Source organism: Alteriqipengyuania sp. (assembly GCF_964222115.1).
Lineage (GTDB): Bacteria > Pseudomonadota > Alphaproteobacteria > Sphingomonadales > Sphingomonadaceae > Alteriqipengyuania.
The window spans coordinates 26,144-42,577 of sequence record NZ_CAXQBM010000049.1 but is presented as its reverse complement, the minus strand read 5'-3'; the positions used below and the strand labels follow the sequence as shown (position 1 = coordinate 42,577).

The 16,434-nt window shown below is 63.2% G+C and carries 8 protein-coding genes and 1 pseudogene; 6 read left to right on the top strand and 3 right to left on the bottom strand.

Features of this window, described 5'->3' with window-relative positions; genetic code table 11:
- A pseudogene (locus ACEQXE_RS07775) lies at positions 1 to 263 on the bottom strand (hypothetical protein); the annotation flags it as partial.
- Between the two features lie 23 nt (positions 264 to 286).
- Positions 287 to 427, bottom strand: a complete 141-nt coding sequence (locus ACEQXE_RS07770; protein ID WP_370178329.1) for a hypothetical protein — start codon at positions 425 to 427, stop codon at positions 287 to 289.
- A 385-nt stretch (positions 428 to 812) separates the two neighbouring features.
- On the opposite strand from ACEQXE_RS07770, the gene rpoB reads away from it, so the two are divergent.
- Together rpoB and rpoC are read left to right on the top strand one after the other, a co-directional pair.
- On the top strand, positions 813 to 4,997 hold the full coding sequence (gene rpoB / locus ACEQXE_RS07765; RefSeq protein WP_370178328.1) for a DNA-directed RNA polymerase subunit beta: 4,185 nt from the start codon (positions 813 to 815) through the stop codon (positions 4,995 to 4,997).
- Positions 4,998 to 5,196: 199 nt separating this feature from the next.
- Complete coding sequence (gene rpoC, locus ACEQXE_RS07760) at positions 5,197 to 9,534, top strand: DNA-directed RNA polymerase subunit beta' (protein ID WP_370178327.1); 4,338 nt, start codon at positions 5,197 to 5,199, stop codon at positions 9,532 to 9,534.
- Positions 9,535 to 9,633: 99 nt separating this feature from the next.
- Here rpoC and ACEQXE_RS07755 read toward each other — a convergent pair whose 3' ends face one another.
- Positions 9,634 to 10,230: a tetratricopeptide repeat protein gene (locus ACEQXE_RS07755; protein WP_370178326.1), complete on the bottom strand. Its 597-nt coding sequence runs from the start codon at positions 10,228 to 10,230 to the stop codon at positions 9,634 to 9,636.
- On the opposite strand from ACEQXE_RS07755, the gene ACEQXE_RS07750 reads away from it, so the two are divergent.
- From ACEQXE_RS07750 to ACEQXE_RS07735, 4 genes are all read left to right on the top strand, one after another.
- Entirely contained in the window at positions 10,229 to 11,125 is an 897-nt protein-coding gene (locus ACEQXE_RS07750; RefSeq protein ID WP_370178325.1) for a hypothetical protein, read from the top strand. The two genes, ACEQXE_RS07755 and ACEQXE_RS07750, sit on opposite strands and share 2 nt — an antisense overlap.
- A 158-nt stretch (positions 11,126 to 11,283) precedes the next feature.
- Positions 11,284 to 13,593 (top strand): putative bifunctional diguanylate cyclase/phosphodiesterase, encoded by a 2,310-nt coding sequence (locus ACEQXE_RS07745; protein ID WP_370178324.1) that lies wholly within the window; start codon positions 11,284 to 11,286, stop codon positions 13,591 to 13,593.
- Positions 13,594 to 13,647: 54 nt separating this feature from the next.
- On the top strand, positions 13,648 to 15,024 hold the full coding sequence (gltX, locus tag ACEQXE_RS07740) for a glutamate--tRNA ligase (protein WP_370178323.1): 1,377 nt from the start codon (positions 13,648 to 13,650) through the stop codon (positions 15,022 to 15,024).
- Positions 15,021 to 16,040 (top strand): histone deacetylase family protein, encoded by a 1,020-nt coding sequence (locus tag ACEQXE_RS07735; RefSeq protein WP_370178322.1) that lies wholly within the window; start codon positions 15,021 to 15,023, stop codon positions 16,038 to 16,040. The genes gltX and ACEQXE_RS07735 overlap by 4 nt, the downstream gene beginning before the upstream one ends.
- Positions 16,041 to 16,434: the final 394 nt, after the last annotated feature.

Sequence of the window (16,434 nt, the reverse complement as noted above, 5' to 3'; positions counted from 1 at the left end):
TTCACGATTCGCAGCAGCAGGCGGAAGAATTGCAGCGCCAGCGCGAGCAGGCCCAGCACCGCGACCAACAGGCCGGCAATCAGCCAGACGAGGCTTTCGGGGGCATTGTTCGCGGCCAGTTCTGCGGCGACCTTGCCGTTGAAAATTGCCAGCGCCGGGATCCCCAGCGCGACGAAAAAGCCTGCGAAGGCGAGAACGCCGATGATGAACCAGACGATGATCTTGGCGATCACGAGAAGCGGGTCGGATTTGCGCGTGGACATGGTGGTTCCCCTGTTGCTGTGGTTCAGGCCAGTTCCGGCGCCGCGATCGTGGCCACTGCCGGACCATTGTCGGCGGGCGGCACGGTGACCACGGCGGTCATGCTGGTGCCAGCGATGATAACGGCAGCCACAGCTGCGGCGATATTCTTCATTGCGTCGGTCATTTATCGATCTCCTTTGTGTCCGATATCGATATTCAATAATCAGACGCGGCCATATCGTCAATCGATAAATATCGAAAAACGATAAAGCACTGATCGATAAACGAAAATTCTGTGAGACCTTTGACAATCGGTGCCCGTCTTCCTACATGCGCGCCTCACGCCAGCTTCGAGCAAGGCCGAATCACGCGCGAGATTCGGGTCCTACGGAAGGAAGCGGCGCGGCCAGACAATCGCGGCGGCAACAACCCCATCGGCATGCGCCCTGCATGTGCCGGATACGCCGCGTTCGACCCTGGCCATCCCCCCTCGTGCAGCGATAATTCACACTACCGTGCGCCGGGGCGTCGCCCTGCCGTGCGGGCGATCCAAGAGGTTCTCTCGACATATGGCGACCAAGAGCGACAGCAAGGCCCCGGTAAAGCGCGGCACTGCCAAGACCGGCACGGCCAAGCGCCGCATCCGCAAGATCTTCGGTGACATCCACGAAGTGGTGCAGATGCCGAACCTGATCGAGGTTCAGCGCGAAAGCTACGAGCAGTTCCTGCGCTCCGACAAGCAGATCGATTATGTCTCGGGCCTCGAAAAGACACTGCGCAGCGTCTTCCCGATCCGCGATTTCGCCGGCACCGCCGAGCTCGACTTCGTCGATTACGAGCTTGAGCCGCCCAAGTACGACACCACCGAATGTCGCCAGCGCGGCATCACCTATGCCGCCCCGATGCGCGTGACCCTGCGCCTGATCGTGTTCGAGGTGGACCAGGATACCGAAGCCCGCTCCGTCCTCGATATCAAGGAGCAGGAAGTCTACATGGGCGACATGCCGCTCATGACCGAGAACGGCACCTTCATCGTCAATGGTACCGAGCGCGTCATCGTGTCGCAGATGCACCGTTCGCCGGGCGTCCTGTTCGACCATGATCGCGGCAAGACCCACAGCTCGGGCAAGCTGCTGTTCGCCGCGCGCGTGATCCCCTACCGTGGTTCGTGGCTCGATTTCGAATTCGACGCCAAGGACATCGTCAACGTGCGTATCGACCGCAAGCGCAAGCTGCCGGTTACTGCGCTGCTCTATGCGCTGGGCCTCGATAGCGAAGGCATCCTCGATCATTTCTACGACACCGTCGTGTGGAAGCGCGGAAAAGACGGCTGGACCATCCCCTTCGTCGCCGAACAATGGCGCGGGTCCAAGCCCGCCTTCCCGCTGGTCGATGCCAAGTCGGGCGAGGAAGTATTCCCCGCCAACCAGAAGATTTCGCCCCGTGCCGCCAACAAGGCGGAAAAGGACGGTCTCGCCACCCTGCTGCTGCCGACCGAAGAAATTTTCGGCCGCTACGCCGCGCGTGACATGATCGACGAGAGCACGGGCCGCATCTACATCGAGGCAGGCGACGAAGTGTCGCCCGACAACCTCGAAGCGCTCGACGGTGCAGGCGTCGACCAGGTCGAACTGCTCGACATCGACGAGGTCAATACCGGCCCGTGGATCCGCAATACGCTGAAGGTCGACAAGGCCGAGAACCGCGACGAAGGCCTGGAAGCCATCTACAAGGTGATGCGCCCGGGCGAACCGCCGACCAAGGAAACCGCCGAAGCCCTGTTCGAAGGCCTGTTCTTCGATGGCGAGCGCTACGATCTTTCGGCCGTGGGCCGCGTGAAGCTGAACATGCGCCTCGACCTCGACGCCGAAGACACCGTGACCACGCTGCGCAAGGAAGACATCCTCGCCGTGGTCAAGGAACTGGTCGGCCTGAAGGACGGCAAGGGCGAAGTCGACGACATTGACAACCTCGGCAACAGCCGTGTGCGTTCGGTGGGCGAACTGCTGGAAAACCAGTACCGCGTCGGCCTGCTGCGCATGGAACGCGCGGTGAAGGAGCGGATGAGCTCGGTCGACGTCAGCACCGTGATGCCGAACGACCTCATCAACGCCAAGCCGGCGGTCGCCGCAGTGCGCGAGTTCTTCGGTTCCAGCCAGCTCTCGCAGTTCATGGACCAGACCAACCCGCTTTCGGAAGTCACCCACAAGCGCCGCGTCTCGGCGCTTGGCCCGGGCGGTCTTACCCGCGAGCGTGCAGGCTTCGAAGTGCGCGACGTTCACCCGACGCACTATGGCCGCATCTGCCCGATCGAAACGCCGGAAGGCCCGAACATCGGCCTCATCAACTCGCTCGCGAGCTTCAGCCGCGTGAACAAGTACGGCTTCATCGAAACACCGTACCGCACGGTGAAGGATGGCAAGGTGACCAACGAGGTCATCTACCTGTCCGCGATGGAAGAGCAGAAGCACACGGTTGCGCAGGCTTCCGCCGAACTGACTGAGGATGGCAGCTTCGTCGAGGAACTGATCTCGGCCCGCCAGAACGGTGAAAACCTGATGGCCCCGTCCGAAACGGTCACGCTGATGGACGTCTCGCCCAAGCAGCTCGTTTCGGTCGCCGCATCGCTCATTCCGTTCCTGGAAAACGATGACGCCAACCGCGCGCTGATGGGTTCGAACATGCAGCGGCAGGCGGTTCCGCTCGTGAAGGCGGAAGCGCCGTGGGTCGGCACCGGCATGGAAGAAACCGTGGCCCGCGATTCCGGCGCGGCGATCACCGCCAAGCGTGGCGGCATCGTCGACCAGGTCGACGCGACGCGTATCGTGATCCGTGCGATCGGCGATGTCGAACCCGGCCAGTCGGGCGTCGATATCTACTCGCTGCAGAAGTTCCAGCGTTCCAACCAGAACACCTGCATCAACCAGCGTCCGCTGGTGAAGGTGGGTGAAACGATCGAGGAAGGCGACGTCATCGCCGACGGCCCCTCGACCGATCTGGGCGAGCTGGCGCTGGGCAAGAACAGCCTCGTCGCGTTCATGCCCTGGAACGGCTACAACTACGAAGACTCGATCCTGATCAGCGAACGCATCGTGAAGGACGACGTGTTCACCTCGATCCATATCGAGGAATTCGAAGTGATGGCCCGCGACACCAAGCTGGGCCCGGAAGACATCACCCGCGACATCCCGAACGTCGGCGAGGAAGCGCTGCGCAACCTCGACGAAGCGGGCATCGTCTACATCGGTGCCGAAGTGCACCCGGGCGATATCCTGTGCGGCAAGATCACGCCGAAGGGCGAAAGCCCGATGACGCCGGAAGAAAAGCTGCTGCGCGCCATCTTCGGTGAAAAGGCCAGCGACGTGCGCGACACCTCGCTCCGCCTGCCGCCGGGCGTGGCCGGCACGGTGGTGGAAGTCCGCGTGTTCAACCGCCACGGGATCGAGATCGACGACCGTACGCGTGCGATCCAGAACGAGGAAATCGAGCGTCTGCGCAAGGACAGCGCCGACGAACGCGCCATCCTGAACCGGGCAACCTACAACCGCCTGCGCGACATGCTGGTCGGCCAGACCGCTTCGGCTGCGCCCAAGGGCGTGAAGAAGGGCACCGAGATCACCGAAGACGTGCTCGAGGGTGTCGACCGCCACGAGTGGTTCAAGTTCGCGGTGGCGGACGACGATCGCCAGGCACAGCTCGAAGCGATCAAGGGCCAGTACGATGAGGCCGTGAAGGGCATCGACGCCAAGTTCGAGGACCGCAAGGAAAAGCTCGAACGTGGTGACGAGCTCGCCCCGGGCGTGCTCAAGATGGTCAAGGTGTTCGTCGCGGTGAAGCGCAAGCTGCAGCCGGGCGACAAGATGGCCGGGCGCCACGGGAACAAGGGCGTCATCAGCCGAATCCTGCCGGAAGAGGACATGCCGTTCCTCGGCGACGGGACGCCGGTCGATATCGTGCTCAACCCGCTGGGCGTGCCTTCGCGCATGAACGTGGGCCAGATCTTCGAAACGCACCTCGGCATGGCCGCGCGTGGCCTTGGCCACCAGATCAAGTATGCGCTGGAAGACTGGCGCGCCAAGAACCCCGATGCGCAGCCGGGTGAGCCGCCCGCGGCGATCAAGGACAAGCTGAAGGAAGTCTACGGCGAGGATTACCACGATTCAATCGAAGGCCGTTCGGGCGAGGAAATCGCGGAGCTGGCGGGCAACCTGACGCGCGGCGTGCCGATGGGTACGCCGGTGTTCGACGGTGCGCGCGAAGGCGACGTGACCGTGCAGCTGGAAAAGGCGGGCCTCGACAGCGATGGCCAGTCGGTGCTGTTCGACGGGCGCACGGGTGAAGCCTTCCACCGCAAGGTGACCGTGGGCATCATCTACATGCTCAAGCTGCACCACCTGGTGGACGACAAGATCCACGCTCGCTCGATCGGTCCGTACTCGCTCGTCACCCAGCAGCCGCTGGGCGGCAAGGCGCAGTTCGGCGGCCAGCGCTTCGGCGAAATGGAAGTCTGGGCACTGCAGGCATACGGCGCAGCCTACACCTTGCAGGAAATGCTCACCGTCAAGTCGGACGACGTGGTCGGCCGCCAGAAGGTCTACGAAGCGATCGTCAAGGGCGACGACACCTTCGAAGCGGGCATTCCGGAGAGCTTCAACGTGCTCGTCAAGGAAATGCGCTCGCTGGGCCTCAACGTCGAACTCAAGTCCATCGCGGACGAGGACGACGAAGACGGCCTGCAGATCGCGGCGGAGTAATTCGTGAAGGCGGCTACCAAACTAGGCCTGATCGCTGGGGTGCAGCTTCTTGTTGGAGCAATGACCTTGGCGTCCAGTTCTGGAGCAGGGCGGGTTCCCCTCGGAACACTCTTGCTCATCATGGGAGCTACAACGTTCTTTTTCGCACTCCGCCGTCGCGCAGATGCAAATTGAAATTCACCCCCAGAGGGACTGACAGATGAACGAACTGACCAAATTCACCAACCAGCTGGCCAAGCCGGAAACCTTCGACGAGATCCAGATCGGCATCGCGTCGCCCGAGCGTATTCGCTCGTGGTCCTTCGGCGAGATCAAGAAGCCCGAAACGATCAACTACCGCACGTTCAAGCCCGAGCGTGACGGGCTGTTCTGTGCGCGCATCTTCGGCCCGGTGAAGGATTACGAGTGCCTGTGCGGCAAGTACAAGCGCATGAAGTACAAGGGCGTCGTCTGCGAAAAGTGCGGCGTCGAAGTGACCGTCACCAAGGTCCGCCGCGAGCGGATGGGCCACATCGAACTGGCCGCGCCGGTCGCGCATATCTGGTTCCTCAAGTCGCTGCCTTCGCGCATCGGCCTGCTGCTCGACATGCAGCTCAAGGTGCTCGAGCGCGTCCTCTATTTCGAGAACTACATCGTCACCGAGCCGGGGATCACCCCGCTCGAACGCTACCAGCTGATGAGCGAAGACGAGCTGCTCGAAGCGCAGGACGAATACGGCGAAGACGCGTTCTCCGCCGGGATCGGTGCCGAGGCGGTCAAGCAGCTGCTGATGGACCTCGACCTCGAACAGGAAAAGGCCGACCTGCTGGAAGAGCTGGAGACCACCAAGTCCAAGCTCAAGCCCGCCAAGATCATCAAGCGCCTCAAGGTCGTCGAAAGCTTCATCGAATCGGGCAACCGCCCCGAATGGATGATCCTGGAAGTCGTGCCCGTGATCCCGCCCGAGCTGCGCCCGCTGGTGCCGCTGGATGGCGGCCGCTTCGCGACGTCCGACCTCAACGATCTCTATCGCCGCGTCATCAACCGCAACAACCGGTTGAAGCGCCTGATCGAGCTGCGCGCGCCCGACATCATCGTGCGCAACGAAAAGCGCATGCTGCAGGAAGCGGTCGATGCGCTGTTCGACAATGGCCGTCGCGGCCGCGTGATCACCGGCGCCAACAAGCGTCCGCTCAAGTCGCTGTCCGACATGCTCAAGGGCAAGCAGGGCCGCTTCCGGCAGAACCTGCTCGGCAAGCGCGTCGACTATTCGGGCCGTTCGGTCATTGTGACCGGGCCGGAGCTGAAGCTGCACCAGTGTGGCCTGCCCAAGAAGATGGCGCTCGAGCTGTTCAAGCCGTTCATCTACGCGCGGCTGGACGCCAAGGGCCTGTCCATGACGCTCAAGCAGGCCAAGAAGTGGGTCGAGCGCGAGCGCAAGGAAGTGTGGGACATCCTGGATGAAGTCATCCGCGAACACCCCGTGCTGCTGAACCGTGCGCCGACGCTGCACCGCCTCGGCATTCAGGCGTTCGAGCCCGTGCTGATCGAGGGCAAGGCGATCCAGCTGCACCCGCTCGTCTGTTCGGCGTTCAACGCCGACTTCGACGGTGACCAGATGGCCGTCCACGTGCCGCTTTCGCTGGAAGCCCAGCTCGAAGCGCGCGTGCTGATGATGTCCACCAACAACATCCTGTCGCCCGCCAACGGCAAGCCGATCATCGTGCCCTCACAGGACATGGTACTGGGAATCTACTACCTGTCGATGGAACGGCAGGAGAAGACGCCCGAGTTCATCGAGGACGGCGACGAAAAGATCGAGAAGCTGCCGCGCTTCGCCGACATGAGCGAGATTCACTACGCGCTCGAAACCGGTACGGTGACGCTGCACTCCAAGATCATCACCCGCGTTCCGCAGGCGGACGAGAAGGGCAATATCGTGATGAAGCGCTTCGTCACGACCCCGGGCCGCATGCTGATCGGCGAATGCCTGCCGAAGAACCACAAGGTTCCCTACGACATCATCAACCGCCTTCTGACGAAGAAGGAAATCGGTGACGTCATCGACCAGGTTTATCGCCACACCGGCCAGAAGGACACGGTGCTGTTCGCCGACGCGATCATGTCGCTCGGTTTCCGTCACGCGTTCAAGGCGGGCATCTCGTTCGGCAAGGACGACATGGAAATCCCCGAAGCGAAGGAAGAAATGGTCGAAAAGACCAAGTCCCTCGTCGCGGATTACGAGCAGCAGTATCAGGACGGCCTGATCACGCAGCAGGAAAAGTACAACAAGGTGATCGACGCCTGGAGCCGTTGCGGCGACCAGGTGGCCGACGCCATGATGGAAAAGATCCGCAGCCGCCCGATCGACAAGGATGGCAAGGAAGGCCAGATCAACTCGATCTACATGATGAGCCACTCTGGTGCGCGTGGTTCGCCCGCACAGATGAAGCAGCTGGCGGGTATGCGCGGCCTGATGGCCAAGCCTTCGGGCGAGATCATCGAAACGCCGATCATCTCGAACTTCAAGGAAGGGCTGACCGTCCTCGAATACTTCAACTCGACCCACGGCGCCCGCAAGGGCCTCGCGGATACCGCGTTGAAGACCGCCAACTCGGGCTACCTCACACGCCGCCTCGTCGACGTGTCGCAGGACTGCACGATCGTGGTCGAGGACTGCAAGACCGATAACGCGCTGGAAATGCGCGCCATCGTTCAGGGCGGCTCGGTGATCGCATCGCTGGGTGAGCGTATTCTGGGCCGGACCACGGCGGAAGACATCGTCAACGCCGCGACGGACGAGGTGATCGTGAAGGCAGGCACCCTGCTGGACGAACCGATGGTGAAGGAAATCGAGGCTGCCGAAGTGCAGGTCGCGAAGATCCGCTCCCCGCTGGTTTGCGAAGCCGACCAGGGCGTGTGCGCGACCTGCTACGGTCGCGACCTTGCCCGCGGTACGCCGGTGAATATCGGCGAGGCTGTCGGCGTGATCGCGGCGCAGTCCATCGGTGAACCGGGCACGCAGCTGACCATGCGTACCTTCCACATCGGCGGTGCCGCGCAGCTCAACGAAACCAGCCACCTCGATTCGGTGTCGGACGGTAAGGTCGTCTATCGCGACATGCCCACGATCACCGACAAGCGGGGCCGCATCCTGTCGCTTGCCCGCAATGGCGAACTGGCGGTGATCGACGCCGAAGGCCGCGAGCGCGAGATCCACAAGGTGCCTTACGGTACCGTGCTGATGCACAAGGATGGCGCGAAGGTGACCGAAGGCGATCGCCTGGCGGACTGGGATCCGTTCTCGCTGCCGATCATCACCGAACAGTCCGGCGTCGTGAAGTTCCAGGACCTGGTCGAAGGCTCGACCCTGGAAGAGCGTGTCGACGATGCGACGGGCATTGCCCAGCGAGTGGTGACGGAGAACCGTGCGGTCGGCCGCAAGAAGAAGGAAGAGCTGCGTCCGCGCCTCACCCTCTTCAACGAAGGGTCGAGCGACGAAGACAGCGAAGCCGCGCGCGACATGCTGGCGCCGGGCACCACGCTGTCGGTCGAGGACGGGCAGAACGTCGAAGCGGGTGACATCCTTGCCCGTGCTTCGCGCGAAGCCGCCAAGACGCGCGACATCACCGGCGGTCTGCCGCGTGTTGCCGAGCTGTTCGAAGCGCGTATCCCGAAGGACAACGCGATCATCGCCAAGATTTCGGGCAAGATCGAATTCGTCCGCGAATACAAGGCGAAGCGCAAGATCGCGATCGTCCCGGAAGAGGGCGAGGCCGTCGAGTACCTGATCCCCAAGACCAAGGTGATCGACGTGCAGGAAGGCGACCACGTGAAGAAGGGCGATACCCTGATTTCCGGTTCGCCCAACCCGCACGACATCCTCGACGTGCTGGGCGTGGAAGCGCTGGCCGAGTATCTCGTGAACGAAATCCAGGAAGTCTATCGACTGCAGGGCGTGAAGATCAACGACAAGCACATCGAGGTGATCGTTCGCCAGATGCTGCAGAAGGTCGAGATCACCGATGGTGGCGACACCGTGCTGCTGCCGGGCGAACAGGTCGACCTGGAGGAAATGAACGAGGTCAACTCCAAGCTCGGCCGGGGCAAGAAGCCTGCCGAGGGCAAGCCGGTGCTGCTGGGCATCACCAAGGCCTCGCTCCAGACGCGTTCGTTCATCTCGGCTGCGTCGTTCCAGGAGACCACGCGTGTGCTCACCCAGGCTTCGGTCGAGGGCAAGAAGGACACGCTGATCGGCCTCAAGGAAAACGTGATCGTGGGCCGCCTGATCCCCGCCGGTACGGGTGCGACCATGAACCGCCTGCGGGTCACCGCCTCCAGCCGCGATGCCGCGCTGCGCGCTTCGTGGAAGAAGGCACAGGAAGCGATCATCGCTGCCGAAACCGCCGAGGAAGAGCGCAAGGCCGAACTGGCACAAGGCCCGGAGGCGGCGATCGGCGACGATCCGCTCGCCAAGATGGACGGCGAAACCCACGGCACCGATGCCGATGCGGGCGAGTACCTCCAGAAGGGCGACGAAGAGGGCGCAGCCGAATAAGCTGCACCTCTCACGCTAGCGACAGAAAGAGGCCCCGGAGGAGCGATCCCCCGGGGCCTTTTCGTATCTTGCCCAGGCGCGCTACCGCGCGTGTCGCGACTATTCCTGCAACCGCTGAAGATCGTCGCAGGCGTAGCTATCGCCCAGATCGCACCCGCGCTGGAAGTACTCGCGCGCTTTCACCGGGTCGCGGTTGTCGTTGAGGTAGCTGTTCCAGTGCTTCCCCGCCCGTTCGCAGCCGCCGGCATGGTCGAGATCGCAGGCCAGCACGAAGTAAGGCAGCGCGGCGTCATCGTCCTTCTCGAACCCGGCCTTGCCGAGCGCGTGGACGAAGCCGACCGAATTGCAGGCGGGGCCGTAATTCCTGGCCTCGCATAGCTCCAGATTGATTTCGTGGGCCCGGGCTTCGTTTTGTTCTACCCCCAGGCCGATGGAGTAGGATGCGGCCATATCGCCGCACGCGGGCAGGTGGCCCTTCTCGCAGGTCTGCACGTGCAATTCGAAGCCCCGCACCTTCGATTCCTCGGTGGTGCGGGTAACGAGATAGTTCGCCAGCTTGGAGCACGAGGCAAGGTTGTCGGCCGCGCATTCGGCTTCGAGCACTGCCGGATCGCCGAACGGATTGGGCTGTGCCGCGAGGCCGGTATTGGGTATGACAAGCCCGGCACCGGCAGCAAATACGATGGCGAAACGCATGAAATTCTCCCCCATTTTCAAGCGATATGGCGCGCAGTCTATCCCATACCCGCGCGCCGACGGCAATGGCCGGGGCCGGTGGCGGGCATTAGCGGCGCTGGCGGCCGCGTGCCTGGCTGCGGCAGCCTGCACGCCGCAGGGCAAGGCGCCGGGATCGGATGCCAGCGGCCAGGCTGCCGATCCGGGCCAGGGCGAAGCCTACAACCTGCGAGGGCAGTGGAGCGTTTCGCGCATCGCTGGCAAGAGCCTCGACTTCGTCATTTCCTTTACCGGTAGCGCACAGGCACTGACCTGGCAGCCCGCGTGTGCGGGGCAGACCCTCTCCTACCGCACGTCTGGCGACATGCTCGAATTCTACCGCGTGCCGCGCGATGAGCCGCAGATCGTCTGCGAGATCGGCTACCCGGAAGACCTGCCGCGCCTGCTCGATGCGCTGGAAGGGCGCTGGAATGTGTCGGAGCAGGATAATGGCGACCTGCGCCTCACCCGTGGGGCGCGGCACATGGTGCTGGAGAAGGGTGCTGGCGGCTCATCCATCTCGCTTGCCGGGGAATGGCGCGTGGCGGGGATCGATGGCGAAGACTTCGACGAACCCCATGGTCTGGCGCTGAGTGCGGACGAGGAGGAAATCTGGTGGGAGCCGCGTTGCGCAAGGCAGAGCGTGCGGTACCGGATCGTCAATGATCGTTTTATCGTCGTCGAGCCGCCTGCCCCGTCACCAGCCCCGCCGGGCGCCGAACCGCCGCCGCCGCTGGCCACATGTACCATCGGCTTGCCGCCGCGCCTCGTGGACGTAATGACAGCGATTGACGCCGCCGACCATATCGAGCGGACCCCGGAAAACGGAGTGCGGCTGTCCGGCAATGGCCGGAGTGTGACGCTTTTCAGCCAGTAGCAAAAGTCTTGGGAAAGCAGCGCGTACCCGGCGCCGCGAACGCATTTTCACAACAAATTTCCGTATTTTTGGAACTTTGTTTCAAATCCACGACTATCTCTTTGATCTTCGCTTAAGAATTCTTGGTTACGAGCCTTCCCCAAGGGGGGAATGACTGCGTGATCCAGAAACAGCTGGCGATCCTGGGTGAGCGCAACCTGCTCCTCGCATGGCGCCTTCGGGAATTTACAGCGCATCTGCCGTCGCTTTGCGCATTGCACGCCTTTGCCGCGCTTGCCTGCGTCGTCGCCCTTTGGGGCCATCCGGTCGCCATGTTCGGCCTGCCCTGGGCTGGCGCGATCGCGCTGTGCAATTACCGCCAATGGCGCCTGTGCCTCGCCTATTATCCCGATACGTTCGATGTCAGCCATCATCGTCTCTTCTATCGCGACCTGCAGATCGCCGCCAATATCGAGACCGTGCTGTGGGTAGGCGGTGCGATCGTCATGTTCCCGACGCTGTTCAATGCCCATCCGGTGTTTTTTGCCGTGCTGACCGCGGGCCTGCTATCCTCGTCCGTCATCGCCTACCGGCCAATGCCATCCCAATTGACCGCATATCTGGGTGGGGCAATGCTGACGGCAGCAGTGCTGTCCTTCACGATGAAAGACGAATTTTCCTGGCCGTCGCTCGCGCTCGCCATTGGCTTCGGATATGCACTGATCCGCTCGACAAAACGGCAGGGTCGGCAATTCGAACAATCGTGCCGTGAACAGATCGCACAGAATACGACCGCCGAAACGGTCAAGCTGTTGCTGAACCAATACGAAGAGTCTGCATCCGACTGGTTGTGGGAAGTCGATGAGGGCAATTGCCTGGTCAACGTATGCGAGCGCTTTGGCCATGCTTCCGGCCTTGATCGAGATTTCCTGGAAGGGCGCGAACTGGTTGGCCTGTTCGACGGCAGTCCCGCACGCGAGAAGTTGGCGGCCCTGCTCCTCCAACGGGCGCCGTTCCGCGATCTGGTGGTGGAGATTACCGTCGACGGCCAGTCGCGCTACTGGAGCTTGTCGGGCAACCCGTTGTCGGACGGGTCGATGCGCGGTGTGCTGCGCGATGTGACCGAAAGCCGGGAGGCCGAGCAGCGGGTGGCCCAGATGGCGCGCTACGACACGCTCAGCGGGCTCGCCAATCGCAACCTCTTCAACGAAACGCTCGAAACCGCGCTCGCCGGGCGGGTGAAGAACCACAAGGTCGCCTTGCTCTATATCGATGTCGATCATTTCAAGTCGGTCAACGATACCCTTGGCCACCATGTCGGCGATGAACTGATCAAGGCGGCGGCGGGCCGGATCGAGGGGGCCGTGCGCGAGCATGACCTGCCAGCGCGGCTGGGCGGGGATGAATTCGCGGTCCTGCTCACCCGGGTACGCGATCTCGACGCAGTGCACGCCTGTGCGCAGCGGATCGTCGACGCGATGGCAGAGCCGTTCAACCTGTTGGGACAGGTGGTGCGCGTGTCCGCTTCTGTCGGGATTGCCTTCGGTCACACCCGCTGCTGCGACGGGGACGAGTTCATGCGCCAGGCCGATCTGGCACTGTATGCGGCGAAGCGGGCGGGCCGTTCGACCTACGCCGATTACGAAGCATCGCTGAACCAGAAGGAACGTTCGCGTCGCGACCTCGAGCTCGATCTGCGCACCGCCATTGCGGAAGGGCAGTTCGCTCTCGTCTACCAGCCGCAGTTGAACCTGAAGAGTGGCGAGTGGGTCGGGAAGGAAACGCTGGTGCGGTGGGAACATCCAACGCGCGGGCGGATCATGCCCGGCGAATTCATCGGTATTGCCGAGGATACGGGCCTGATCATCCAGCTGGGCGAGTGGATCATTCGCCGGGCGATCCACGAGGCGGCGAGCTGGGAAGAAGCGCACACCATCGCGATCAATCTCTCGCCGATCCAGATGCGCAACCCGAACCTGGTCGGCGTGCTCACCAACGCCATCGCGACCGAGCAGATCGACCCGCAAAGGGTGGAGATCGAGATCACCGAAAACGCGCTGATGCACGACAGCGAGGCCAATGTGGAAATGCTGCACCGGTTGCGCGACATGGGGCTGCGGATTGCGCTCGACGATTTCGGAACCGGCTATTCCTCGCTGAATTACCTGCGCGCGTTCCCCTTCGACAAGATCAAGATCGACCGCTGCTTCGTGTCCGAACTGCTCGATCGCAAGGACTGCCAGGCCATTGTGCGCAGCACGATTTCGCTCGCCCACGAACTCGGCATGGAAACCCTGGCCGAAGGGGTCGAGACCGCAGAGCAGCTCGAATGGCTGACGCGCCATGGCTGCACCGAAGCGCAAGGCTATTACATCTCGCGCCCGATCGAGGCGGCGATGGCAGCCGAACCTTCCACCGCGCCTGCGCAATGGCCGGTCGGCGAAGCGATTGCTGCCAATGTCCACCCGCTGCACGCAAAGGTCGCCTAGGGGCGGTTCGCACACGCTTGAAGGGTCGGCACGGCGCGAGTAGCGCTGCGTGCCATGATCGTCACTCGCTTCGCACCCTCACCCACCGGCCGCCTGCATGTCGGTAACCTGCGCACGGCGCTGCATAACTGGCTGCTCGCGCGAAAAGGCGACGAGGACGGCGCGGGCCGGTTCCTGCTGAGGATCGACGACACGGATGCAGAGCGCAGCCGCGAGGAGTATGTGGACGCCATCCGCGAAGACCTGGCGTGGCTGGGTCTGGAACCCGATGGCGAATTTCGCCAGTCCGAACGACTGGACCTCTATGAGGCCGCTTTCGAGAAGCTGAAGGCGGCAGGGCGCGTCTACCCGGCCTACGAAACCGCGCAGGAGCTGGAACTGAAGCGCAAGATTGCGCTCGGGCGGGGCAAGCCGCCGATCTATGACCGCGCCGCGCTATCGCTGACCGAAGAGGAACGCGCTGCGAAGGAGGCGGAGGGAATTTCCCCGCACTGGCGCTTCAAGCTCGACCATGAGGAATTCATCGACTGGGAAGATGCCGTGCGCGGGCCGGTGAAGTTCGATCCCGCGACTCTGTCCGACCCCGTGATCCGGCGCGCGGATGGCAGCTGGCTCTACATGCTGCCGAGCGTGGTGGACGATCTCAATATGCAGGTCACCGACGTGCTGCGCGGCGAAGATCACGTATCCAACACTGCCGTGCAGGTGCAGATGTTCGGCGCGCTGCACGATGCGGGGCTCGGGCCGGATCACTGCGACATCGTCGATCCGTTTCCGCGCTTCGGCCATACCGCGCTGCTGGTCGGCAAGGAGGGCAAGCTGTCCAAGCGGCTGGGCTCGCTTTCGTGCGATGCGCTGCGCGAACAGGGGATGGAGCCCGAGGCGATCCTCTCGCTGCTGGCGCGGCTGGGTACGAGCCAGCCGGTCGAACCGATTGCGGACCGGCAGGTGCTGATCGACACCTTCGATCTCGAAACCTTCGGGCGCGCACCCGCCAAGTTCGACGATGCCGAGCTGGAGCGGCTGAACGCGGCCATCGTCCACCAGTTGGACTTCGCCGAGGTCGAGGACCGCCTGCCCGATGGCATCGACGCCGCCGGGTGGCACGCGATCCGGCCCAACCTGTCGCATGTCGGCGAAGCTGCCGAATGGTGGCGGCTGGTGACTGGCCCGATCGACAGCTGCGAGTTTTCCGAAGACGATCGGGAATACCTGGCACAGGCGGCGGACGCGCTGGAATGGAGCGACAATCCGTGGGGCGACCTCACCTCCGCGCTGAAGGAGCGCACCGGGCGCAAGGGCAAGGCGCTGTTCCTGCCGCTGCGGCAGGCGTTGACCGGGATGGATCACGGGCCGGACATGGGCGAATTGCTGCCGCTGATCGGTGAGCAGGAAGCCCGCGCGCGGTTAGACAAGGCCGCTGCCGGATGAGGCAGTTCTCCGATCCCGCACAGGTGCTCCACGCCCCGGCACGTGAACTGCATAATGGCGGGTGGATGGACTATGCCGAAAGTCCGGCACGCTTCGAGGCGATGCTCGACACGCTCGGACCCGGCGAACCGGCGCGCGATTTCGGGATCGAGCCGATCCTCGCCGTGCACGACCCGGCCTATGTCGCCTTCCTGCGCGAGGCGTACGACCTGTGGCGCGCCGCAGGGCGCGAAGGCGATGCGATGGGATACATCTTTCCCATTCGTGGCCGGCGCCCACTCGATCTCGAACGGATCGATGCGAAGATCGGTGCCTTCGCGATGGACGCCTCGACGCCCGTCGCCTCCGGCACCTGGGGAGCGGCTTATGGTGGTGCGCAAAGCGCGCTGACCGCGCTCGAAGCCGTGCTGGGTGGAGATCGCAACGCGTTTGCCCTGTGTCGCCCGCCCGGCCACCATTGCGGGGCCGACTACATGGCGGGCTATTGCTACCTCAACAATGCCGCCATCGCTGCGCGCGCGGCGCAGGCCCGCGGTATTCAACGGGTCGCGATCCTCGATGTCGATTACCACCACGGCAACGGCACGCAGGACATATTCTACGAGGACGGCGAGGTATTCTTCGCCTCGATCCACGCCGACCCTAAGACCGATTATCCGTTCTTCTGGGGGCATGCCGACGAGCGCGGAGAGGGTGCTGGTGAGGGCACCACGCTCAACCTGCCACTGCCGCAGGGCACCGACTGGCAGGGTTACGCTCTCGCGCTGGATACCGCGCTGCAAGCGGTCCGCGAGCACGCGGCGGACCTGCTGATCGTCTCCTACGGCGCGGATACCTTCGCCGAAGATCCGATCTCGCATTTCAGGCTGCTGCGCGAGGATTACGGCGCGATGGGCGAGAGGATCGCTGCGCTCGGGCTGCCGACGCTGGTGGTGATGGAAGGCGGATATGCCGTGGATGCGCTGGGCGCGAATGTCGCGGCGTTTCTGGATGGGTTGGAGCGGACGGCGCGGTAGTGGCGAGTCCACGCACTCCTGTGGGGTTTCGCACAACAAGTTGAGCCGCGCGGCGCGTTGCCTTTCCTGCCTTGTAGTGGCGTGTTTCGCGCCCTAATTGGCTCCGCCATGGAGCTTATATCGAGCAGAACCGGTATGCGGGCGCTGATCGCGCTATTGCTCGTGATTCTGTTCGTACAAGCTGTTCCGGCGCACCCAATTACGCTTGATCGCAGTCGAGGGCCGGTCTTTAGTGCCGCCACGTTCGAAGTGACTTTGCCTCCACGCGAGGATGAAGCGAGCGTCGAAAGCCTGACTGCAGCACCTGACTCGGACAAGGGCTTCATCCTGCCGAGCGCGTTCGTACCAGCCTTATGCTCTCAGGCGGGCGCGCACCAGCATGTCTGGCCAACCG